Below are 25,573 nucleotides of genomic sequence, written 5' to 3'. Positions count from 1 at the left end.
TTGATTTCTTTTCTGCGAAAGTACGGTTTTTACAGATAAAAAAAAAGAATTGCCCGTCATTTATAATGACAGGCAATTCTTAATATTTAAAATAGAGTGGTAATTCTCTTATTTAATGATGTTCATGAAATCTGCATTTGTGAAGAATTTAGCAAATTCCAGGTCAGTAGCTGCCTTCTTAGCTAATGAAGAATCTTTAGCAACTGCGCTCTTCAAGCTGCTTGTTACCATAGAAGAATTATTAGTTCTAGCACCTAAAACTGCCATCAGGTAGTCAGTGTAAGCATCAGGTCTTTCTACGTTAGCCAATGTATTTTTAGCTTTGTTGTAGTCCTTAGCAAGGATTTGAGCCAAAGCAGCACTGTTAGTCTTAGAGTCACCGAATGAGTTTACTGCTCTTTCATATTGCCCTTGAGCGATGTACAGGTTACCCATAGATTCGCCAAGTTCTTTTGTGCCGGCAGCTTTACCGAAGTATGCTTCTGCAGCAGCTTTGTCACCCTTCATCAAAGAGATCAAACCTAAGTTCATGTTAACTTCAGGAGTAGCATTAACACTGGCAGCTTTCTTGAAGTAAGATTCAGCTTTGTCAATGTTACCAGCCTGGTAAGCTAATTTACCCAAGTTGTTGTAACCACGGTAATCGTTCGGGAATTGTTTGGTAGCTTGAGTATAGATAGCTTCTTGTTTAGCAGGATCGCTAGTCAGTGTAGCAGCATACAGCAATTCTTCTACATTCAGTTCAGAAGGATTAGAAGAAGCCAGTTTAGTGATTTCTTCGTCAGACTTACCGATGATTTCATAGTTCAAAGTCAAACGAGAACGACGCAACTGAGGAAGAATAGTGTTAGCCAATTCTTTGTATACAGCGGAGATGTTTTTGATTTCGCTTTCTCTTTGAGCAGGATCTTGGTACATTGCAATAACGCGGAGGATCAACTCTTTGTCTTGGATGTTAGATTTAGAAACCAGTTCTTGGAAACCTTCCCAGTCCTGTGCAGTATATTTAGCATCGATCGGAGCGTCGATTTTTGCTTTCTTCAGGTCTTTGCTCAACATCTTAGTTGTGTTGTCTTCGCGGTTTTCAGCAAGAGTAGTATTCAAGCTTACACCACCATCAGGAGAAGCGTATGCAGAAACTTCGATGTTGCTGATCTTCTTGTTAGCAGCTTCGTTTACGTTAGCTACTTCTTTGTTGAATTCTTTAGCAGTCTTCAACTCGCTGGAACGAATGTTAGCTTGTTGGATCAAGAACATGATGTTAGCATCGTGTTTTTCTTTGATGATACGTTGGAAAGCGTCTTCGCCCAATGCAGGGTTAGCGTTACCTAATGTATTGTTTACTAATTCAGAAGTAGAGATTACACCATCAGCAATTTTCACAGCAGGAATAGTAACTACTTTCTTACCGATAGTAGCTTTGAATTCCAGGTACAATTCAGACTTAGCCATTTCCGGAACATAGTCGAAAGACGTTTTCATAGTGTAGCTACCGCCCATCTTGTAAGAGATAGTCTGGTCGTTACCTTCCACTTTTTCACCTTGGAAAGTAGCTGGTTGGCCTTTAGCTTCGCCGCCATTCCATTTCAAAACCGGAGTAACTTCTACAACCGCTTTCTTGTTGAAATACTTTTCAGGAAATTTACCATTGATGGTCGCAGGAACTTTACCACCTACTGCCTCCAGCACTTGCGGAGTAACAGTGAAGTAATCAGCTGATAATTCACCCATTTTTTTGCTGCAAGAAGAGAATAATGCAACAACCATTGCCATGAGTAAAGGCAAGTACAACTTCTTAGTCATTTTAGGTATAAATTAAATGTTTGTAATTGAAATATCGTCTATTTGCCAACCTCCTTCTGCTCACACAGAAAAAGTAACGCAAAGATATTAATTCTTAATATAATTATATAGATAAGGGGGCGATTTTATCATAATTTAATGAAATAACTCCTCTTTTTCTTTCCGGTACTTGATATTTCGCGGGTGATGCTCAATAATCTCACTACGAAGCATGTTGCGGTCAATGTGTGTATAGATTTCCGTTGTCGCAATAGATTCATGTCCGAGCATGCATTGAATGGCTCGCAAATTGGCTCCACCTTCCAGTAAATGAGTGGCGAAGGAATGCCGGAAAGTGTGCGGACTGATGTTTTTGGTAATGCCTGCTTTTTCCGCTAATTCTTTTATCATGTGAAAGATCATAATCCGGGAAAGTCCTTTACCTCTCCGCTGGCTGACGAAAACGAAATCTTCATGCCCTTTTTTTACTTCAATTTGATTACGGTCTGGTATGTAAAGTTTTATTTCATTAATGGCTCGTGGAGAGATGGGGACGAGGCGCTGTTTGCTTCCTTTTCCTTCTACTTTGATAAAACCTTCATCAAAATAAAGGTCGGACAGCTTGAGGGTGACAAGCTCCGATACGCGAAGTCCGCAACTGTATAATGTCTCTAAAATAGCTCTATTTCGCTGTCCTTCGGCTTTGCTGCGGTCGACGGCGGAGATGATCCGGTCAATTTCCTCCACGGTCAGTACTTCAGGAAGTTTAAAGCCTATTTTAGGTCCTTCTAATAACTCACTGGGGTCTGCTTCCAGGTAGTCTTCAATAATGAGAAAACGGAAGAATGATTTGATTCCTGATAAGATGCGGGCCTGTGAACGGGGGTGAATGCCAATATCGTGTAATCCGGCTGCAAAATGTTGAAGATCAGATAAACATACGTCTAGTATCCCTACCTTTTCCTGCTCCAAAAAGTTTATCAGTTTGTACAGATCCGTAAGATAGGCATCCAGCGTATTAGGAGATAAAGACTTTTCCAGTTTGAGATACTGCTGATACTTCCTGATTATCACCTCTTGTTGTTCCTTCTTCTTCTTTTTTTCGTTGATTTCCATTTCTTTTTTCTACCTTTGCACCTTGAAATATTGTTCTTTGGATACAAAGGTATATAAAAAACAGGATTGCGCGATGAAGATACAAATTATTAATGGCCCGAATATTAATCTGTTGGGTAAGCGTGAACCTTCCATTTACGGAAGCGTTACATTTGAAGATTACTTGGTTGATCTTCGCAAAAGATACGTTGACGTGGAGATCGGCTATTTTCAATCGAATATTGAGGGTGAAATGATAGACTGCATACAGCGGGTAGGATTTGATGTGGATGGCATCATTCTGAATGCAGGTGCGTATACACATACTTCCATAGCCTTGCAGGATGCTATTCGCTCTGTGACGTCTCCGGTGATTGAGGTACATATTTCCAATGTGCATAATCGGGAGTCTTTCCGACACGTATCGATGATTGCTTGTGCCTGCAAGGGAGTGATTTGTGGCTTTGGGTTGAATTCGTACCGTTTGGCCTTGGAAGCTTTGTTAGATAGATAATAAATAAGGTAATATAATATATAATAGGTAGAAAGACTATGTTATTGAAACAGACTAAAATTGTGGCTTCCATCTCGGATAGACGTTGCGATGTGGATTTTATAAAACAGTTGTTTGAAGCTGGGATGAATGTGGTGCGTATGAATACAGCGCACGCTAGCCGTGAAGGTTTTGAAGCTTTGATTGCAAATGTACGTGCTGTGTCCAACCGTATTGCGATCTTGATGGATACAAAAGGTCCGGAAGTTCGTACGACGGCTAATGCAGAACCAATTCCATATAAGACAGGTGATAAAGTAAAGATTGTAGGTAATCCGGATTTGGAGACAACCCGTGAATGTATTGCTGTTTCATACCCGAACTTTGTGTCCGATCTGAATATCGGTGGTATGATCCTGATTGATGATGGTGATCTGGAACTGGAAGTTATTGATAAGACTAACGATTATTTGTTGTGTGAAGTCAAGAACGATGCTACTTTGGGAAGCCGTAAGAGCGTAAATGTTCCGGGTGTTCGCATTAATCTTCCGTCATTAACGGAAAAAGACCGTAACAATATTCTTTATGCTATTGAAAAGGATATTGATTTTATCGCTCATTCTTTTGTACGCAATCGTCAGGATGTGCTTGATATACGTGAAATTCTGGATGCTCATAATAGTGATATTAAGATTATTGCTAAGATTGAGAATCAGGAAGGGGTAGATAATATTGATGAAATTCTGGAAGTGGCAGATGGTGTAATGGTGGCCCGTGGTGACTTGGGTATTGAAGTTCCACAGGAACGTATCCCGGGAATCCAGCGTGTATTGATTCGCAAATGTATTTTGGCAAAGAAGCCGGTAATCGTGGCTACTCAGATGCTCCATACGATGATAAATAACCCTCGTCCGACTCGTGCGGAAGTGACTGATATTGCTAATGCAATCTACTATCGTACAGATGCATTGATGTTGAGTGGGGAAACTGCTTATGGTAAGTATCCGGTAGAGGCAGTGAGAACAATGACTAAGATTGCTGCCCAGGCTGAAAAAGATAAATTGGAGGAAAATGATATCCGTATTCCATTGGATGAGAATAGTAATGATGTTACGGCATTCCTTGCTAAACAGGCAGTGAAGGCTACCTCTAAACTAAAAATACGTGCCATTATTACTGATAGCTATAGCGGACGTACTGCCCGCAATCTGGCAGCTTTCCGTGGAAAGTATCCGGTGTTGGCTATCTGTTATAAAGAAAAGACGATGCGTCATTTGGCTTTGTCTTATGGTGTGGAAGCTATCTATATGCCGGAATTAGCTAACGGACAGGAGTATTACTTTGCAGCATTGCGCCGTTTGTTGAAAGAAGGTCGTTTACAGCCTTCTGATATGGTTGGTTATTTGAGTAGTGGTAAGGCGGGAACGAAAACATCATTCCTCGAAATTAATGTAGTGGAAGATGCTTTGAAGCATGCAGAGGAGACTGTATTACCTAACAATAACCGCTATCTGTAATTCGTAAAGATTTGTTTTATGCAGGAAACCGAATCAATAGACGAATATATTTTGCAGCATATTGATCCCGAGAGCGATTATTTAAAGTCGCTCTACCGGGACACACATGTAAAACTGCTCCGTCCTCGTATGGCTTCCGGGCATTTGCAGGGACGGATGCTGAAAATGTTTGTAGAAATGATTCGGCCCCGTCAGATATTGGAAATAGGAACGTATAGTGGCTATTCTGCCCTTTGTCTGGCAGAAGGTCTGGCCGAAGGTGGAATGTTGCATACGTTTGAGATCAATGATGAACAAGAGGATTTTACCCGTCCATGGTTGGAAAAATCACCATTTGCCGATAAAATTCGTTTTTATATAGGTGATGCTTTAGAACTTGTTCCGTGTTTAGGTGTTACCTTTGATATGGCTTTTATTGATGGTGATAAGCGTAAGTATATTGAATATTACGAGATGACGTTGGCGCATTTATCTGCAGGCGGATATATCATTGCTGATAATACTTTGTGGGACGGGCATGTTCTCGAACAGCCTCGCAACACGGATGCACAGACGATTGGTATTAAAGCCTTCAATGATTTGGTGGCGGAAGATGTGCGAGTGGAAAAAGTGATATTGCCTTTACGTGACGGATTAACGATTATAAGAAAAAAGTAAGATAAAAGAGTAGATTTATGGAAACAACCAGACAGAATAAGATATCTCGCCTGTTGCAGAAAGAGCTAAGTGAGATATTCCTGCTTCAAACAAAGTCCATGCCGGGCACATTGGTCTCTGTTAGTGCAGTTCGTATCAGTCCTGATATGAGTATTGCCCGTGTTTATCTCAGTGTTTTTCCTTCGGAGAAAGCGGAAGAGATGGTGAAGAATATCAATAACAATATGAAATCCATTCGCTATGAACTTGGAACTCGTGTGCGTCACCAGTTGCGCATCATTCCCGAGCTGAAATTCTTTGTGGATGATTCATTGGATTATATTGAGAAAATAGATTCATTGCTGAAGTGAAATAATTCATTGCAGAGGTGAACTTTCCTTTTTATATAGCCAGGCGTTATCTTTTCTCAAAAAAAAAGCATAACGCTATTAATATCATATCCGGTATTTCCGTATGTGGGGTAGCCCTTGCTACACTTGCTTTGGTTTGCACTCTTTCCGTTTTTAATGGTTTTCAGGATATGGTCGCTAGCTTTTTTACGGCTTTTGACCCGCAATTGAAAATAACAGTTCGTGAAGGAAAAGTCTTTGATGCGCAGGATAAACGGATTCGCGCTGTTTGTGCACTTCCTGAAGTGGAGGTGTTTACAGAAACACTTGAAGAAAATGCAATGGTGCAATACAAGGATCGGCAAGCTATGGTTGTATTGAAAGGTGTGGAGGATAACTTTGAAGAACTGACTGCTATAGACAGTATACTCTATGGCGCAGGTGAATTTGTTCTTCATGACTCTATTGTGAACTACGGGGTCATGGGAGTGGAACTGGTTGCGACTTTGGGTACAGGTTTGGAATTTGTTGATCCTCTTCAGGTTTATCTACCCAAGCGGAATGCCAAAGTGAACATGGCAAATCCCGGAGCTTCTTTTAATCGTGATTACCTGTATTCTCCGGGTGTCGTATTTGTTGTGAATCAGCAAGAATATGACGGGAAATATATTCTGACTTCTCTCGATTTTCTTCGCCAGCTTCTGGATTATACAACAGAAGTCTCTGCGATGGAATTGAAATTAAAGCCTAATGTAAATACTTCATCGGTACAATCTAAAATAGAAAACATATTAGGTGATGATTTTGTTGTTCAGAATCGTTATCAGCAGCAGGCAGATGTTTTCCGTATTATGGAGATAGAGAAACTTATTTCCTATTTATTTCTGACCTTTATCTTAATGATTGCCTGTTTCAATGTAATTGGTTCTCTTTCCATGTTGATTTTGGATAAGAAGGATGATGTAGTAACTTTGCGGAGTCTTGGAGCTAGTGATAAACTCATCTCCCGAATATTCCTCTTTGAAGGACGTCTCATTTCTCTTTTTGGCGCTATTTCCGGTATTGTCCTCGGCTTAATCCTATGTTTTATCCAACAGAAATTCGGTATAATTTCATTGGGGGGCGGTGGCGGAACTTTTGTTGTAGACGCCTATCCTGTCAGTGTTCATGCTTGGGATATGGTACTTATTTTTATCACCGTTTTGGCAGTCGGATTCCTTTCTGTATGGTATCCTGTACGTTATTTAAGTAAGAGACTTTTATAGCTAAATGGTAATGTTTTTATTATAGCCATTTTTCTATAATTGATAACTTTTAATTCCTTTTTATGGTGTTTTATTTTCGTAATTGATACGATACTGCTATATTTGGCTCAATTTTGTTAATTGGAAATAATCTATAAATACTTCTGTGAAACTTGAGAATAATGAAATATGTAGAATAGTAGACGGCGATGAAATTGCTTTCAATCGTTTTATGGAGCATTATTCTTCGCGTTTATATCACTATACATTTGCGCTACTTGGCCAGAAGGAGTCAGCTGAAGAGATTGTGAGTGATGTTTTTTTTGAAGTTTGGAAAAATAGAAAAAGTCTGGCTGAAATTGGCAATATGAATGCTTGGATCCAGACAATCACCTATCGAAAAGCGATTTCTTTTTTGCGGAAGGAAACTGGAAAGTATGAATTGTCATTTGATGATATCGAAGATTTTATTTTTGAGCCGGTTCAATCTCCAGCCGAGGAGATGATTAGTAAGGAAGAAATGGCTAAAATTAATGACGCCATTCAACAACTTCCTCCCAAGTGTAAACATGTCTTTTTCTTAGCAAAAATAGATGGACTTCCTTATAAAGATATCGCAGATATGTTGAACATATCAGTGAAGACTATCAATAACCATATTGCTTTTGCGTTAGATGAAATTGCTAAAAGATTGAATCTGAAATCTCGCAAGAGCTAAGTTTTTACTCTCCTGCTTATTAATGCCTTATTTTTTCACATAGCTAATCCTACTTTTATTTGTTTTCTAAGAAAAATGAAAAAAAATCATTTTTGACTGGGAGATTTTTTTTTTAGTTGCGTCTTTATCTATAGAACAACATTAAAAAAGGATTATGAGCTTGAAAGAATACCATCGTCTCGCAGATTTATTTAGTAAATTGAATTCTCAAGAAAATATTGAGGATGATTTTACTTCTATGCCTGATGCAGAGAAATTGAAATTCTTTTGGCAAAATTGTGCGCAGGAAAAGATTGATCCATCTTCTATCATAGAGAAGACTCAACGAAAGATGCGAAAAGATGCTATGAAGCGCAGAAAGAAATATTTCTTAGTTGCTTCAGCTTCTATTGCTGCTTCCTTTTTGATTTGCATTTCAACTATTTATTTTTTGAATCAGAATGGAAGTGGTAATTTAGACTTCCAGGCTATTGCTGAAGAAATGGATAGCCAATCTGTTGAGGAAGTGACTCTTATTACTTCCAAGGAACAGCTTAATTTGGATGAAGATGCTTTCATTAAGTATTCGAAAGAGGGGAAAGTTGCTGTCAATTCACAAGTGATAAAAGAGAATGAAGAGAAAACCAAAGAGGAACAAGAATATAATCAGCTACTTGTTCCTGCGGGGAAAAGGGCTAGAGTAGAATTGTCTGATGGGACTCGGCTGGTCGTTAACTCTCAGTCAAAAGTGATTTATCCTCGTTGTTTTAAAGGAGACATTCGTAAAATCTATGCCCAAGGAGAAGTTTTTCTGGAAGTTGCGCATGATAAGAAACATCCTTTTATAGTGGAGTCTGATGATTTTAAACTGCAAGTGTTAGGAACGAAGTTCAATATCTCGAATTATAAAGGGGGGGCAACTAATATTGTATTGGTGGAAGGTGCGGTAGAAGTTACTGATAAGAATGAAAAGAAAGCACGCTTGAATCCTAATGATCTGTTGAATATAGCAAATGGTACAATTGCTTATCAGAAGCAAGTTGATGTAGCAGAGTATATTAGTTGGGTAGAGGGGATCATGCTATTGAATGGTAATGATTTGTCGCAGATCATTCAAAGACTAAGCATCTATTATGGTATATCTATTCAATGTGATCCAATTATTGGTAAAGAAAAAGTGTATGGGAAATTAGATTTGAAAGATGATATAGACGAGGTGATTGAATGTATTCAGCAAACCCTGCCATTCACAATCGAAAAAAGTGATACTAGTATATATTTAAATAAATAATTTTTTTAATTAATCTTTTAATATGTTTGCCTATGAAGAACAGACTGCTATTATGACAAAAAAAATCGGATAAATATTGCCGTATTTACCCGATAGTAATTCCCTAGTTAAATCAATAAATCCAAAATTGTTAACCTAAAAAGAAATTTTTATGGTAAAGAAAACTATTTTTCTACACTTAAAGAAAAGACTTAAGCTTTTTTGCATTATAAACGTCTTTTTTATGATTCCATTCTCTTCATTCGGTACTAATTCTATTAGTTGGAATTCCGAAGAAGATTTATTCTCAGTACAGTATGAGAATGTTACAGTTAAAGATATTTTAGATTATATCGAAAAACATAGTAAGTATATTTTTATTTACTCTGCTAATGTTCAGAAAAATCTGAATAACAAAGTCTCCATTTCAGTTTCCAATAAGAAAATAGATGCTGTATTAAAAGAGTTGTTCTCAGAGACAGGACTGAATTATAAGATGTCGGGGAGACAAATTACTATTTCGGTGCCAGAAGCTCCTAAAGTACAACAAACTGCACAACAAAAGGGTATTAAGGTAACAGGTAACGTTTCAGATGAAAAAGGTGAGCCTTTGATTGGTGTAACAATCATTTTGAAAAATGATTCTACAGTACATGCGTTGACAGACATGAATGGTAATTATAGTATTATTGTTCCTGAAAGAAAATCTGTACTTTCTTTTCGTTATATTGGTTTTGTTCCTAAAGAAGAGGTTGTTAATAACCGGAAGGTTGTTAATGTACAAATGGTAGAAGATGTTGGTCAATTAGATGAGGTTGTAGTAGTTGCCTATGGCGCACAAAAGAAAGAGTCTGTTGTTGGTTCTATCACAACGATTGAACCTGCTAAGTTAAAGGTTTCTACTACTCGTTCAATAAGTAATAATCTGGCTGGTACGGTTGCCGGTGTATTAGCTGTGCAACGTTCTGGTGAACCGGGATATGATAACTCTTCTTTCTGGATTCGTGGTATTAGTACGTTCCAGGATGCCGGACAAAACCCATTGGTTTTGATTGATGGTATAGAACGCGATTTGAATAATATTGATCCTGAAGAGATAGAATCTTTTTCTGTGTTGAAAGATGCTGCTGCAAGTGCTGTTTATGGAGTGCGGGGAGCTAATGGTGTTATTTTAATTAATACGAAACGCGGACAAGTTGGTAAACCTCGTGTGACTGTAAAGGCTGAATTTGCAGCTACACAGCCGGTTAAACTTCCTGAGTATTTGGGTGCAGCGGATTATATGCAGGTTTTGGATGATATCTTGATGGATACAGGACAACAACCTAAATATACAGATCGTATTGCAAAAACTCGTGCAGGGTATGATCCTGATTTATATCCGGACGTGAATTGGATGGATGCAATTGCAAATGATTATGCTTCGAATCAGCGTGTAACAGTAGATATTTCCGGTGGTACAGAGACATTACGTTATTCTTTTGTTGCTGCTGCGTATAATGAACGTGGTATTTTGAAACGTGATAAAAGCTATGATTGGGATCCTACTATTAAATTACAACGTTATAACGTGCGTTCTAATGTGGATTTGAAATTAAGTCCTACTACGCAATTACGTTTTAATATTGGTGGATATTTGCAAGATAGAAATTCTACAACGAAAGATATATCTCAAATTTTCCAGAAAGCGTTCGTTGCTGTTCCTCATGCTTTCCCTGCACAATATTCCAGTGGGCAGATACCGACAACAGAGGAGCCAAACGTTTGGTCATGGGCTACTCAAAGTGGATATAAAAGAAAAAGCGACAGTAAGATTGAAACACTGTTTTCTGTAGAACAAGATTTGAAATTCCTGCTTCCGGGATTGAAAGTAAAAGGAACATTCTCATTTGACAGGTTTTCTTCGGGTACTGTTTCTCGTGGAAAGACACCGGATTATTATGTGCCTGCTACAGGACGTGATGATGAAGGTAATTTGATTATAGCATCAAAATCCAATGGTACTAATTTCCTGGATTACTCAAAAAGCGGTGATTATGGAAATAAGAGCGTATATATGGAAGCTACTTTGTCTTATGACCGTACATTCGCCGAGAAACATTCCGTTGCTGCAATGTTATTGTTTAATCGTCGTAATTATGATGATGGAAGCAAGTTGCCTTACCGTAATCAGGGATTGGCAGGACGTGCATCTTATACCTATTCGGGTAAGTATGTAGGTGAATTTAATTTTGGCTATAATGGTTCTGAAAATTTTGCCAAAGGCAAGCGTTATGGCTTTTTCCCTTCAGGAGCCATTGGTTGGATTGTATCGGAAGAGGCATTTATGCAACCATTGCGTAAAGTCATATCTAAATTGAAATTGCGTGCATCCTATGGTCAGGTAGGTAATGCTAATTTAGGTGGACGCCGTTTTGCATACCTCTCTACAATTACCGATGACTATGAGACATTAAACATGTATAAATGGGGATTGGATAGCAGTTATGGCTTAACTGGTATGGCAGAAGGCGAGTTTGCAGTACAAGATTTGACATGGGAGATTGTTAATAAGATGAATTTGGGGGTTGAGCTAGGTTTCCTGAATGGTATGATTGATTTGCAATTAGACTATTTCGATGAACGCCGTAAAGATATATTTATGCCACGTGAGTCTGTTCCAATGACAGCTGGATTTATGAAGCAGCCTTGGAAGAATTTTGGAAAAGTGACTAATCAGGGTGTAGAAGTTTCTTTAAATGTTAATAAACAGTTTGGCAAGGATTTATTTGTCAGCTTAATGGGAACATTTACCTATGCTCATAATGAAATAACAGAAAAGGATGAACCTAGTGCAGTAGTTGGTACTAACCGTGCTGAAACAGGGCATCCGGTAGGGCAATTAACTGGCTATATAGCAGAAGGTTTGTTTACGGCAGACGACTTTGAAGACGTAAGTACAGGTAAACTGAAAGAAGGAATTCCGACTCAAAGTTTTGTAGGTAAATTACGTCCGGGGGATATCAGATACAGAGATGTCAATGGTGATGGTAAAGTGGACGTATTTGATAAATCTCCAATCGGAGGAACAAAAGATCCGGAGATAGTATATGGCTTTGGACTGAATATGAAATATAAGAATTTAGATTTTGGAGCTCTCTTCCAAGGCATAGGTCGTAGTTGGAATATATTAGGATCAAGTATTATTCCGGGTGCCAATAGAGGAGTGACAGGCAATATGTTTACTAATGCAAATGATCGTTGGACTGTAGACAACCCAAGTCAGAACGTATTTTATCCGCGTTTGGATGATGGTATAAATAGTAATAATAACCAATCCTCTACGTGGTGGCTGCGGAATATGAGTTTTTTACGTTTAAAAAACATTGAACTTGGTTATTCTTTACCAAAGAATTTGTGGAGAAATACTACAGTTATATCAGGCATTCGTCTTTTCGTGAGAGGAACAAATCTTTTAACATTCTCAAAATTTGATTTGTGGGATCCGGAAGTCGAGAATACTACAGGGGCTGCGTACCCAATTATGAAATCGTTATCTGCAGGTTTTGAAATTAAATTCTAATAATAGGGCATATGAAAAATAGCATATTAAAATTTATAGTATTAAGTATTATTACGACATTTGCTTTTTCTTCTTGTTCTGATTATCTGGATAAGCAACCGGATGACCAGTTGGACTTAGAATCAGTATTTGAGAATAAAAAGAATATGGAACGTTGGCTGGCATATGTTTATCGCGGCCTGCCTGAATATTATACTTATGATGGTCCGGATGCCATAGCTGATGAACTGATTCCTTCGGTTGGTTGGGAAGCGCAAGGATTTAAAGCCATTCAATATCAAAAAGGTAACTGGACAGCAGACAATCCCGGAGTAATTACTTATTGGAATACTTATCCTAAATATATCCGTTCCGCTTATTTGTTTATCAAACATGCTCACCCGCTGGAGGCTGTACCGGCTGAAGAAGTGGACTTTATGAAAGCTGAATGTCGTTTCTTTATAGCTTATTATAATTCTATGATGGCTATAGCTTATGGTTCAGTTCCCATTATTCGCGAGGCTAGTGAAAGTACTTCGGCTGATGATTTGATGTTGAAACAAGAGCCGTTTTATAATGTAATTGATTGGGCGGATCAAGAAATGTTGGAAGCCTCAAAACAATTACCTGCCACTCAAACTGAAGATAAGAAATATGGTCGTGTAACTTCTGTCGGGTGCTTGGCAATGCGTGCGCGTATCTTATTATTTGCTGCAAGTGACTTGGTGAATGGTAATCCTGCATTGGCGAATATAAAAAACATTGATGGAACCCCTATCTTTAATTCTACACATGATCCGGAACGATGGAAAAGGGCAGTGGATGCTTGTAAACTGGTTATAGATGAGGCGGAAGCATCTGGCTATCATTTGCATTATGAATATTTGGATAACGGTGATATTGATCCTTTTCTTTCTTATCAAAATGCAGTGATGAAGAGATGGAATGAAGCCAACAGAGAATTACTGTTTGTTCGTACAATGGATTCCGGTGGATGGTATGATAAAAACTGTATCCCACGTGGTTTGGGTATTAATGGCGTGGGAGCGATCGGAATAACTCAATCTTTGGTTGATGCTTTTTTCATGAGAAACGGTCAAAGACCTATTATAGGCTATAATTCGGATGGCTCTCCTAAAGTTAATCCAGATGCTAATTATTCAGAGACAGGCTTTAGTACGCAAAAAGAGACTTATTCTACAAAGTGGCAGTATGGGTCTTCAGAAGGAGATCGTAATAAAGATGAAAATGTAGTTGTAGACGCCAATACATATAAAATGTATTGTGATCGCGAGCCTCGTTTTTATATTTCAGTACTGCATAACGAACAATGGCATATTGGTGGTAAGAGAAATACTGACTTTTATATGGATGGTAAAGACGGTGGTCCCTCTCACGACGCTCCATGGAGCGGCTATCTGGTACGTAAGAGAGTAGACCCATCTGCAAATCCCAAAGAAGGCAGTGGAGATTATAAAAACCGTCATGGTGCATTATGTCGTTTGGCAGAGATCTATTTAAGTTATGCTGAGGCGTTAAATGAATATAGCATTGAGAAGGGCACTTATACTGCTAATCAAAAAGAGATTCTGAAATATGTCAATTTGATTCGTGAGCGTGCGGGTATTCCCGAATATAGTGTTTCAGCTGAAGAAGGCAAGATAACAGCCCCATCAGATCCTGTAGAAATGCGCGAGTTAATTCGTCAAGAAAGGCGTGTGGAATTGAATTGTGAATCTGGACTTCGTTTTAATGATCTGCGTCGCTGGAAATTAGCCGAGAAAGTATTGGATGGTGATTTTTATGGCATGAATGCTTATATTAAAGTATCCGATGCGGACTATAGAAATAAATATTATACTCGTACAGTATATCAGACACGTAAATTTATAAGCTATTGGTGGCCTATTCCACAGGACGATATTGATAAGAATTGGAATTTGGTACAAACTCCTGACTGGACCGTCGGAAACCAATAAATAGTTATAATATTAATATATTGAATATAGATATGAAAAACGGATATATATTTAAGAAGAACCTTTTACGGTTCTTCTTCCTGACACTTGCTTCGTGTTTCATGGTAGCATGTAATGATGATGACGATACTACTGATTTGCTCGATAATCGTACAAGTTTAGTCCTGACTCCTTCTGATTATGAAATAGAACTCAAGGAAGATACCCCGGATGAGGTTGCATTGACGTTAAACTGGACGGAAGCTGATCCAATAGGCTCTGACTATTATATCTCCTATCTTTATAAAATGGATCTGGAAAATAACAGTTTTGGAACAAACACAATGATAAGAGAGTATATTGATGATGATTTTTCTAAAAGTTATACTCATAAAGAATTGCAAAGTTTATTGGTGTCAAAGTGGAAGCAGCATCCTGGTGATTTAGTAAAGTTACAAGCCCGTATTATCGGTTCTATAGAAGGCCCAAAGTTTGTAAAACCGGAAGTTTCTACAGTTACTATAAAAGTAAAGATGTATTCTGAAAAGACCTTTGTTGCAGACCATCTTTATATGTCAGGCACAGCTGTTAATGGTGAAGATATTGAAATCTTGCCAATGGAAAGTCAGCCGAAGCGTTATGTTTCCATTTGTGACTTGAAGGCAGGTAACCTTCACTTCCCGATTGTTTGGAAAGATGAAAATAAGATTAATGCCATTTCACCAGTTACTGCAGAACAACAGATTACTGATGGAGCAATGGAAGCTAAAATTAAGGGAACAGATAATGCTGGATATTGGGTGATTCCTGAAGATGGGCAGTATCGTGTAGTGGTAGATTTTGAAACACGTACCGTTACTATAGGTTTGGCTAGTAATTTTATAGAAGCTGATAAAATCTATATTGCCGGAACTTGTGTTAGCGCAGATGTAGAGATGACTCGCACGATAGAAGATGAAAATCAATATGCGTTCCATGCAGAACTGCAACCTGGTACTATTTATTTCCCGATCTTGTTTAATGGACAGAAAGATATGGCTATTGCTCCCGAAGAATCGGGCGATTTTACAGATGGTACAGCAATGAATATCTCGACAATGAGCCCGGAAGCAGCTGCACTTGCTTATCATTGGAATATTAAGACTGCAGGTGTCTATCGTGTTGTGATTAATATAAATACTAAAAAGGTTACGATTTACTCCCCCGAAACAGATCCTAAACCAATGGTTGTTTCGTGGACATGGAATAATAATACGGTGACTACCACTATTGAAAGAGTCTTTATTTGGGGACCATACGATGGATGGGCTAAAGATGGCACTGGTGATACAGGATTCACTATGGCTCATTCTATGACACCTAGTTTGGCAAATCCTTATTTGTTTATATACAAAGGAGCGGAGTTACCCAGAAAGAATTCCATTAAAGACAAAGATGGAAATGCACATCCGGGTGGATTGAACTTTAAAGTCGGACCGCAAAGTGCCGGTTGCTATACCTTTGGTTCAACAGCAGATGCCATCAGAGGATCTTATGACGGTTGCCTTGATATTGCAGAGAGTGACTACAATCAGAAACAGACTGTAGTCGGTGGCCAAGCTAACAACCGCTATGCTTTCTTTAGTGTACCTGTAGGAGTTAATTACATAGAATTAGATATTAAAGAACTGACAGTATTCTTTGATAAGAGATAATCAAGCAGGATAAAATTAAGAGTGCTATATCAATCTCGTGATTTTTATATGAATAAAGAGAACAATGATATAGCACTCTTTAAAAAAACAATTAGTAGTATGGTTATAAGAAAGATTAGTTATTATAGAGTAATTGTGTCTCTTTGTCTGTTTATGTTCCTTTTATCTCCTGTTTTCGGAGACGAGAATTCAGCCGTTTCATTTGATAAGGAACTATCAGAGAATAACATAGTTACGATTCAGCCTGATTCTTTGCGTATTCTTCATAACCCGCTTACAGGATGGGTGCTCTATGCAAGTATGGGAGTGGATGCTGCAGATTTTTGGGCACAGTATGACCATATGTATATTCCTGAACTGGGACACAATGTTAGTGTGACAGATTATGCTCATACGCTTTATATTCGCGCTAGTTGGACAGATTTTAATCCACAGGAAGATGTATATGGTTGGAAGATTGATTCTAATTTGAGAGCATATATTGAAGGAGCTTATCAGCGGAATATGCGTTTGGCATTTCGTGTTGTAGTTGACAGTCGTGATAAGAGAACAGAATTTACTCCTCAATTTGTAAAAGATGCCGGTGCAAAAGGATTTATGAATAAAGGTAAATGGTCACCTTATTCTGACGATCCTGTTTTTCAGAAGTACTATACTAAATTTGTGAAGGCCCTGGCTAAAGATTTCAACGATCCTTCGAAAGTTGAATTTATAGATGGATTCGGACTTGGGAAATGGGGAGAATATCATACAATGATTTATTCAACAGGTGATGATACTCCAAAGAAAGCAGTTTTCAATTGGGTGACAGATATATATTCTCAAGCTTTTGATAAAGTTCCGGTAGTAATTAACTACCATAGATGGATTGGTGCGGGAAAAGATTGGGTAGATGATGAACATTTTGCTGCTGACAGTGAAGAAATGCTGGAAGAAGCAATCAAGAAAGGATATTCATTACGTCATGATGCATTTGGTATGACAACCTATTATGGTAGTTGGGAACGTAGGTTTGCAGAAAAATATCGTAATATATGCCCCATTATTATGGAAGGTGGCTGGATTGTCAAATCACATAATTATTGGCAGGATCCTAGAGGATATCGCAAGGATTCACACGAGGACGTAAGACGCGGTGAGTTTGATGACAGCAAAGAGGCACATGTCAATATGATGGATTTTCGTTTTGGTGATACAAAGTCCTGGTTTAAAGATGCTTTTGATTTAGTACGCCGATTCCTTCGGGAAGGCGGGTATAGGCTCTATCCCAGTGAAATCTCTTTGCCGTTAGAAGTCTCTAAAAAAACACCGCCGACTATTAAACATTGCTGGAACAATCTGGGATGGGGGTACTGTCCTACTAATATTCCGCAATGGAATCAAAAATATAAAGTAGCTTTCGCTTTGCTTGATTCTGAAACGAATGAGGTGCGATATACATTTGTGGATACGGATACAGATTTATCCAAGTGGATAAAAGGAAGTCCCGCTGAATATGTATTTGAGCCGGATATGTCCAAAGTTGAAACGGGTACTTATGTTTGGGCTGTGGGCTTGGTTGACCGGAGTAATAAAGATCTCGTAGGGCTGGATATTGCCGCCAAAGGGGATATATTGGATTCGGGCTGGTTAAAATTGTCGAAAGTAAGCATAAAAAAATAAGAGCTATAGGTATGAAGATTAATTTTCAAAATATGTGCAGTTTGAGAAAAATAAGTTGCGGGCTTATTTTTTCTATGGCTATATCATTAGTCGCTTGCGGCAGTGATAATGATGAAGAAGGAGGTGATAATGGTGATGATGGTTTGGTAGAAGATACTTCTATTCCTGGGAACAGCATTGTCACGGTAAAGCAGAATCGAAATATCATTTTGCATAATCCTCTTTCCGGATGGGTATTATATGCGGGTATTGGTGATGGTTTATCTTCCACATTCTGGCAGGATTATGATAATTTCCCGTCATCAGAAGGCACTGTAAAGGTCTCTGATTATGCAAATACCTTATACCTTCGTGGTGCCTGGGCTGATTTTAATCCTGAAGAAGGAAAATACGCATGGAATTCCGATTGTGATACCCCTTCGGCTAAGCGACTGAAGATGTTGATAGAGGGAGCTAAGCAAAGAAATATGAAATTGGCCTTTACTTTTGTGGTGGATAGCCGTGATAAGCACTATAATTTTACTCCGAATTTTGTAAAAGAGGCTGGCGCGAAAGGATATGAAACACAAACAGGTTCAGTAAAAGTATGGTCTCCCTATCCGGATGATCCTATTTTCCAGAAATATTATGAGAAATTTATCAGGGCTTTGGCTAAGGATTTTAATGATCCCGACAAAGTACAGTTTGTAAGTGGTTCAGGATTTGGAAAATGGGGAGAGTATCATAGTGTATGGTACTATCAGGTGCGTGAGTTGGGAAAACCGGAGCTGCCGACTCGTGAGGCTGTTTTCGATTGGGTGACAGATTTATATTCTCAAGTATTTGATAAAGTTCCTGTGTTTGTAAATTATCATCGTTGGATAGGTACAAGTAAGGAATGGGACGGCAATAATTATGATAAAGATACTGAAAGATTAATAGGAAAAGCAGTAGCTAAAGGATATTCATTACGTCACGATGCGTTTGGTATGAAAACTTACTATTCTACTTGGGAACGCAATTTTATAGCCAAGTGGAAGTATCTCGTTCCTGTAGTAATGGAAGGTGGCTGGGTGAAAAATTCTCATGGAAACTCGATTCTGGGAGATGGATATGCCAATTATGCAGAAGTACGTCAAGGTGAGTTTGATGAGGCTAAAACAGCTTGCGTCAATATGATGGATTTACGCTATAATTCAGACTTTCATAATGGAGAAGCTTATTCATGGTTTAATGAAGCTTTCCAATTAGTTAAACAATTCTGTACAGAAGGAAGCTACCGTTTATTTCCGGACAGAATTTCTTTGCCTACAACTATCTCTAATGGTAAACAGATTGAAATAGCGCACCGTTGGAATAATTTTGGTTGGGGATATTGTCCGACAAATATTCCCCAGTGGAAGAATAAATATAAAGTAGCTTTTGCTTTATTGGACACCAAGAATGATAAACCGAAGTATGTATTTGTTGATGGAGAACCGGAAGCTTGTGATTGGGTGAAAGGTGCGGCTAAATCATATACGTTTACAACCCGGGTTGAAGGCGTGGAGGCAGGTAAATACATGTGGGCTGTTGGTATTGTTGATACGACAAAGCAGAATGAGATTGGAATTCACCTTGCTGTGAAGAACAATGTGACATCTGCCGGATGGTTGAAATTATTTGAAGTGACAGCTCGGTAAGTCATAATCAATTGAAAAATAGAAATGATAACTAACCGACGAAAAAACAGATGAGAAAAAAAGTTTTGATTTTGGGATTGTGCCTATTGGGAGTCACACATTCTCTTTCGTCAAAAGATAAAAAGAGTATTCCTTTGTATAAGGATGCCAAAGCTCCAATTGAAAAACGTATTGATGATTTAATATCGCGTATGACATTGGAGGAAAAGATTTTGCAGCTAAACCAATATACATTGGGACGAAATAACAATGTGAATAATGTTGGCGAAGAAGTGAAAAAAGTACCGTCAGAGATTGGTTCTTTGATTTACTTTGATATAAATCCAGAGTTGCGTAATAGTATGCAGAAAAAAGCGATGGAAGAATCTCGTTTGGGCATTCCCATCATTTTTGGCTACGATGCTATTCATGGATTTCGCACCATATATCCTATTTCGTTGGGGCAGGCCTGTTCATGGAATCCGGGATTGGTAGAACAGGCATGTGCGGTATCTGCACAAGAAGCCCGCATGTCTGGGGTTGATTGGACTTTTTCTCCCATGATCGACGTGGCACGTGATCCTCGATGGGGACGTGTAGCCGAAGGATATGGTGAAGATCCTTATACAAATGGAGTGTTTGCCGCTGCTTCGGTGCGTGGGTATCAGGGAGATGATATGTCAGCAGAGAACCGTATGGCTGCTTGTCTGAAACACTATGTAGGTTATGGTGCTTCGGAGGCTGGGCGAGATTATGTTTATACCGAAATTTCAGCTCAAACTCTTTGGGATACTTATCTACTGCCCTATGAGATGGGGGTGAAAGCTGGTGCGGCCACTTTGATGAGTTCTTTCAATGACATCAGTGGAGTACCTGGGTCAGCTAATCCTTATATCATGACCGAGATATTAAAGAAACGCTGGAAACATGACGGGTTCATTGTGTCTGACTGGGGGGCTGTGGAACAGTTAAAGAATCAGGGATTAGCCGCTACAAAGAAAGATGCTGCTCGGTATGCTTTTAATGCGGGGCTTGAAATGGATATGATGTCTCATGCCTACGATCGTTATCTGAAAGAGCTTGTAGAGGAAGGTAAGGTAACAATGGCACAAGTTGACGAATCAGTCCGTCGAGTATTGCGTGTAAAATTCCGTCTGGGTTTGTTCGAACGTCCTTATACTCCGGTTACTAATGAGAAGGATCGTTTTTTCCGTCCGCAAAGTATGGCTGTGGCCGCTCAACTGGCAGCAGAATCAATGGTGCTGTTGAAAAATGACAATCAGATATTACCACTTACAAACAAAAAAAAGATTGCCGTAGTAGGTCCAATGGCAAAAAATGGTTGGGACTTATTGGGTTCCTGGTGCGGACATGGAAAAGATACGGATGTGGAAATGCTTTATGATGGGTTGACTGCCGAGTTTGGAGGAGATGCCGAATTACGTTATGCAATGGGATGCAAACCGCAGGGCAATGACCGTTCAGGTTTTGCTGGCGCATTGGACGTTGCTCGTTGGTCTGATGTAGTCATTGTTTGTTTGGGTGAGATGCTTACCTGGAGTGGTGAGAATGCTTCCCGTTCTACGATTGCTTTGCCACAGATTCAGGAAGAATTGGTGAAAGAACTAAAGGAGGCTGGTAAACCTATTATATTGGTGCTTTCTAATGGACGTCCCTTGGAATTAAATCGCATGGAACCTCTTTGTGATGCTATATTGGAGATATGGCAACCGGGAATAAATGGTGCACGTTCAATGGCAGGAATTTTATCCGGACGTATCAACCCTTCCGGTAAACTAGCCATGACGTTCCCTTATTCCACAGGACAAATTCCTATTTATTATAATCGCCGCAAGAGCGGACGCGGACATCAGGGATTTTATAAAGATATAACAAGCGATCCGTTATATCCGTTCGGGCATGGATTAAGTTATACCGAATTTAAGTATGGCACTGTTACCCCTTCTGCTACTAAGGTGAAGCGCGGCGATAAACTGTCGGCAGAAGTGACCGTCACCAACACCGGTGCCCGCGATGGAGCAGAGACTGTTCATTGGTTTATTTCCGATCCTTATTGCTCTATCACCCGTCCGGTGAAAGAACTGAAACACTTTGAGAAACAATTTATCAAAGCCGGAGAAACGAAGACTTTCCGTTTCGACATCGACCTGGAACGTGATTTCGGTTTTGTCAATGAGGATGGTAAACGCTTCCTTGAAGCCGGCGAATATCATATTCTGGTACAAGGACAGACCGTTAAAATAGAACTGATAGACTAAAAATGTAAAGAACAAAAGTGTGTGAAGAGCTGATAGCTAAGTTGGTTTTTACACATATTATATTAACACAGAATCACCATGAAAAAGAAAATAGGAGGCATAGGTTTATGTATGCTTGCATGGAGCATATTAACCTGTGCACAGACAATCACTCCCCAAGCCGAACAACGTGCGAAGGACATTGTATCAAAAATGACTTTGCAAGAGAAAATAGAGTATATTTCCGGATATACCAGTTTTTCTCTGCGTGCCATTCCCCGTTTGGGAATACCTGAAATTAAGTTGGCTGACGGGCCGCAGGGAATTCGTAATCATGCTCCCAAGAGCACTTTATATCCTTCCGGAATACTTTCCGCTTCTACTTGGAACCGGGAATTACTTTATAAGTTAGGGCAAGGCTTGGGACAGGATGCCAAGGCAAGAGGAGTTAATATTCTGCTTGGCCCGGGCGTGAATATCTATCGTGCTCCATTGTGCGGCCGTAACTTTGAATACTTCGGTGAAGACCCTTACTTGACAGGTGAAACGGCGAAACAGTATATCCTGGGAGTACAATCGGAAGGAGTCATTGCTACAATCAAACACTTTGCTGCCAACAACCAGGAATGGAGCCGCCACCATGCCAGCTCTGACATAGACGAACGTACTTTGCAGGAAATCTATTTCCCGGCTTTCCGGAAAGCAGTACAGGAAGCCAATGTCGGCGCCGTAATGAACAGCTACAATCTGTTGAACGGTGTCCATGCCACCGAACATAAATGGTTGAATATTGATGTCTTGCGCAATCTTTGGGGCTTCAAAGGTATTCTGATGTCGGACTGGACTTCTGTATATTCCGCCGTAGGCGCTGCTAACGCCGGACTTGACCTCGAAATGCCGAAAGGACGTTTTATGAATTTGGAGAATCTGTTGCCTGCTATCAAAGCCGGCACAGTGACAGAAGAAACCATCAACCTGAAAGTACAACACATCCTGCAAACTCTGATTGCTTATGGTATGCTGGATAAGGAACAGAAAGACAGCAACATCGCAGAGGATAATCCTTTCTCCCGCCAGACAGCTTTAGAACTGGCGCGCGAGGGTGTAGTCCTGTTGAAGAATGAAGGAAACTTGCTCCCACTGAAAGGAAAGACAGCCGTAATGGGGCCTAATGCAAATTTGATTCCTACCGGTGGCGGCAGTGGTTTTGTCACTCCTTTTTCTACCGTCTCAGTGGCTCAAGGCTTGAAAGAATTGAAGAAAAAGAATCTGTTACTATTGACGGATGATGTGATTTATGAAGATATTGTCCATGAGTTTTATACTGATGCTAATCGTCAGATGAAAGGCTTCAAAGCTGAATACTTTAAAAACAAGACCCTTTCGGGCCAGCCTGAAGTAATACGCACGGAATCCTCTGTTGATTATGACTGGGGATATGGAGCACCTTTGGACGGCTTTCCGACAGATGGATTCTCTGTCCGTTGGACAGCCTGCTACATGTCACAAACTGACGGGCAGTTGAAACTTCATATCGGTGGTGATGACGGTTATCGTCTGTTTGTGAATGACAAGCATATTACAGGAGATTGGGGAAATCATTCATACTCTAGCCGTGAAGTTGAACTGCCGGTTGAGGGTGGTAAGGAATACCGTTTCCGGATTGAATTCTTTGATAATATTTCTTCGGCCATCATTCGTTTTAATGCTTATAGCCTTAATGAGGCGAAACTTCGTCAAGGATTGGCAAAGGTGGATAATGTTGTGTTCTGCACAGGTTTCAATAGTAATACCGAAGGCGAAGGCTTTGACCGTCCGTTTGCCTTGCTTCGCTATCAGGAATTGTTTATCAAGAAGATTGCGTCTATGCATCCCAATGTTGTGGTTGTACTGAACGCCGGTGGCGGTGTGGATTTCACCAACTGGTATGATGCTGCAAAAGCGATTCTTATGGCCTGGTATCCGGGGCAGGAAGGCGGTCAGGCAATTGCTGAAATCCTGACCGGTAAGATTTCTCCAAGCGGAAAGCTACCGATTTCTATCGAGCGGAAATGGGAAGATAATCCAGTGCACGGCAGTTATTACGAGAACTTAAAGGCGGAGATTAAGCGTGTAGACTATTCCGAAGGTGTCTTTGTCGGTTATCGTGGATACGACCGTTCGGGAAAAGAACCTTTCTATCCGTTTGGCTACGGTTTGTCCTATACTACTTTCGCTTATAGTAATATGGCTGCGGAGAAAACGGGTGAGCATCAGGTTACCGTTAGCTTTGATATAGAGAATACAGGTAAGATGGATGCTTCGGAGGTGGCACAAGTGTATGTGCATGATGTACAGTCTTCTGTTCCCCGTCCGTTGAAAGAACTGAAAGGATATGAAAAGGTATTCTTGAAGAAAGGGGAGAAGAAGCGGGTTTCTGTTGTGCTGGATGAGGATGCATTCTCTTTTTACGATATGAATCAACACCGCTTTGTAGTGGAAAAAGGAGACTTTGAGATCTTAGTCGGTCCTGCTTCCAGTCAATTGCCTTTAAAGGCTATGGTTGAACTGTAATGACCGAATGATAAACAAATAAATATAGAATGAAAAAAACACTTTTATTGGGAGCGTCTCTGTTATGTTCCGTTTTTATAATGGCAACAGAGATTCCTTTTCAAAAAGCAGAAATAAAGTCTATCATGCGAAAGGTGGCGGATTGGCAGATTGCCAATCCACACCCCGCTCCTGAACATGACGACTTGAACTGGCCGCAAGGTGCTCTTTATGTCGGCATGGTGGATTGGGCGGAATTGGCTGAAAAAGAAGACAATGATGATACATATTATAAGTGGCTTACCCGTATAGGCCGACGGAATTGCTGGCAGCCGGACAAACGGTTTTATCATGCTGATGACATCGCTGTATCACAGTCCTTTTTGGATTTATACCGCAAGTACAAAGACGAAGCAATGATTATCCCTACGCTCGCCCGTACGGAATGGATTGTCAATCATCCATCCGAAGGTAGTTTCAAGCTGGTGGAGGGAGACTTAAAGACCTTGGAACGTTGGACTTGGTGTGATGCTCTCTTTATGGCTCCCCCTGTATATGCCAAACTGTATATGCTGACCGGAGAGAAAAAATATATCAAATTTATGAATCGTGAGTATAAAGCGACTTATGATTACCTGTTCGATAAAGAAGAAAACTTGTTCTACCGTGACTGGCGTTATTTTGATAAGTGCGAAGCCAATGGCAAGAAAGTCTTTTGGGGACGTGGCAACGGTTGGGTGCTTGGTGGTCTGGTTGAAATATTAAAGGAACTGCCCAAGAAAGATAAGAACCGCAAATTCTATGAGGAATTATTTGTAAAACTGGCTACCCGTGTTGCCGGATTACAGCATCCGGACGGTTTCTGGCATGCCAGTCTTTTGGATCCTGCCTCTTATCCATCACCGGAAACAAGTTGCACTACTTTCATTGTCTATTCCATTGCTTATGGAATAAACGAAGGTTTATTGGATAAGGAAATTTATCTTCCTGTAATGATAAAAGGCTGGAATGCATTAGTCTCGGCTGTGGAACCGAATGGGAAACTGGGTTATGTGCAGCAAATCGGTGCCGACCCGAAGAAAGTGACTCGTGACATGACGGAGGTTTATGGAGTTGGTGCTTTTTTGATGGCAGGCAATGAAATTTACAAAATGGCGAGATAATCTGTTCCCTCTGTGAAGATAGTAGACAATAATCATAAAAA

The 25,573-nt window shown here is 39.8% G+C and carries 17 protein-coding genes; 15 read left to right on the top strand and 2 right to left on the bottom strand.

Annotation, left to right across the window (positions count from 1 at the left end; translation table 11 throughout):
• Nucleotides 1–108: 108 nt before the first annotated feature.
• Together Bovatus_RS14365 and xerD are read right to left on the bottom strand one after the other, a co-directional pair.
• Nucleotides 109–1,803 (bottom strand): tetratricopeptide repeat protein, encoded by a 1,695-nt coding sequence (locus Bovatus_RS14365; RefSeq protein ID WP_004296527.1) that lies wholly within the window; start codon nt 1,801–1,803, stop codon nt 109–111.
• A gap of 135 nt (nt 1,804–1,938) precedes the next feature.
• Nucleotides 1,939–2,898, bottom strand: a complete 960-nt coding sequence (xerD, locus tag Bovatus_RS14360; RefSeq protein WP_004296526.1) for a site-specific tyrosine recombinase XerD — start codon at nt 2,896–2,898, stop codon at nt 1,939–1,941.
• Nucleotides 2,899–2,971: 73 nt separating this feature from the next.
• On the opposite strand from xerD, the gene aroQ reads away from it, so the two are divergent.
• The 15 genes from aroQ (at nt 2,972) to Bovatus_RS14285 (ending at nt 25,532) form a co-directional block, all read left to right on the top strand.
• Entirely contained in the window at nt 2,972–3,391 is a 420-nt protein-coding gene (aroQ, locus tag Bovatus_RS14355; protein ID WP_004302531.1) for a type II 3-dehydroquinate dehydratase, read from the top strand.
• A 38-nt stretch (nt 3,392–3,429) separates the two neighbouring features.
• Nucleotides 3,430–4,887 carry a pyruvate kinase gene (gene pyk, locus Bovatus_RS14350; RefSeq protein ID WP_004296524.1) on the top strand — a complete coding sequence of 486 codons (1,458 nt, stop codon included), beginning with the start codon at nt 3,430–3,432 and terminating at the stop codon, nt 4,885–4,887.
• 18 nt (nt 4,888–4,905) lie between these two features.
• Nucleotides 4,906–5,544 (top strand): O-methyltransferase, encoded by a 639-nt coding sequence (locus Bovatus_RS14345; RefSeq protein ID WP_004296523.1) that lies wholly within the window; start codon nt 4,906–4,908, stop codon nt 5,542–5,544.
• Nucleotides 5,545–5,561: 17 nt separating this feature from the next.
• On the top strand, nt 5,562–5,894 hold the full coding sequence (gene rbfA, locus Bovatus_RS14340) for a 30S ribosome-binding factor RbfA (protein WP_004296522.1): 333 nt from the start codon (nt 5,562–5,564) through the stop codon (nt 5,892–5,894).
• A 17-nt stretch (nt 5,895–5,911) separates the two neighbouring features.
• On the top strand, nt 5,912–7,138 hold the full coding sequence (locus Bovatus_RS14335; protein ID WP_004296521.1) for an FtsX-like permease family protein: 1,227 nt from the start codon (nt 5,912–5,914) through the stop codon (nt 7,136–7,138).
• 145 nt (nt 7,139–7,283) lie between these two features.
• A complete protein-coding gene (locus tag Bovatus_RS14330) occupies nt 7,284–7,835 on the top strand; it encodes an RNA polymerase sigma factor (protein WP_004296520.1) in 552 nt (183 codons plus the stop codon).
• A gap of 154 nt (nt 7,836–7,989) precedes the next feature.
• Nucleotides 7,990–9,105 carry a FecR family protein gene (locus tag Bovatus_RS14325; RefSeq protein WP_004296519.1) on the top strand — a complete coding sequence of 372 codons (1,116 nt, stop codon included), beginning with the start codon at nt 7,990–7,992 and terminating at the stop codon, nt 9,103–9,105.
• A gap of 151 nt (nt 9,106–9,256) precedes the next feature.
• Nucleotides 9,257–12,646: a TonB-dependent receptor gene (locus tag Bovatus_RS14320; RefSeq protein WP_004296518.1), complete on the top strand. Its 3,390-nt coding sequence runs from the start codon at nt 9,257–9,259 to the stop codon at nt 12,644–12,646.
• Between the two features lie 11 nt (nt 12,647–12,657).
• Nucleotides 12,658–14,604 (top strand): RagB/SusD family nutrient uptake outer membrane protein, encoded by a 1,947-nt coding sequence (locus Bovatus_RS14315; RefSeq protein ID WP_004296517.1) that lies wholly within the window; start codon nt 12,658–12,660, stop codon nt 14,602–14,604.
• A gap of 32 nt (nt 14,605–14,636) precedes the next feature.
• On the top strand, nt 14,637–16,277 hold the full coding sequence (locus Bovatus_RS14310; RefSeq protein WP_004296516.1) for a SusE domain-containing protein: 1,641 nt from the start codon (nt 14,637–14,639) through the stop codon (nt 16,275–16,277).
• A 99-nt stretch (nt 16,278–16,376) separates the two neighbouring features.
• Nucleotides 16,377–17,939 (top strand): hypothetical protein, encoded by a 1,563-nt coding sequence (locus Bovatus_RS14305; protein ID WP_004323060.1) that lies wholly within the window; start codon nt 16,377–16,379, stop codon nt 17,937–17,939.
• A gap of 11 nt (nt 17,940–17,950) precedes the next feature.
• Nucleotides 17,951–19,600 (top strand): hypothetical protein, encoded by a 1,650-nt coding sequence (locus tag Bovatus_RS14300; protein WP_004296514.1) that lies wholly within the window; start codon nt 17,951–17,953, stop codon nt 19,598–19,600.
• Nucleotides 19,601–19,650: 50 nt separating this feature from the next.
• Complete coding sequence (locus Bovatus_RS14295; RefSeq protein ID WP_004296513.1) at nt 19,651–21,858, top strand: glycoside hydrolase family 3 N-terminal domain-containing protein; 2,208 nt, start codon at nt 19,651–19,653, stop codon at nt 21,856–21,858.
• Between the two features lie 78 nt (nt 21,859–21,936).
• Entirely contained in the window at nt 21,937–24,390 is a 2,454-nt protein-coding gene (locus tag Bovatus_RS14290; RefSeq protein WP_004296512.1) for a beta-glucosidase, read from the top strand.
• A gap of 29 nt (nt 24,391–24,419) precedes the next feature.
• On the top strand, nt 24,420–25,532 hold the full coding sequence (locus tag Bovatus_RS14285) for a glycoside hydrolase family 88/105 protein (protein WP_004296511.1): 1,113 nt from the start codon (nt 24,420–24,422) through the stop codon (nt 25,530–25,532).
• Nucleotides 25,533–25,573: the final 41 nt, after the last annotated feature.

The sequence above is a fragment of the Bacteroides ovatus genome, assembly GCF_001314995.1.
Taxonomy (GTDB): Bacteria; Bacteroidota; Bacteroidia; order Bacteroidales; family Bacteroidaceae; genus Bacteroides; species Bacteroides ovatus.
The sequence above is the reverse complement of the archived record's forward strand: the minus strand, read 5'-3'. Positions and strand labels throughout refer to the sequence as shown.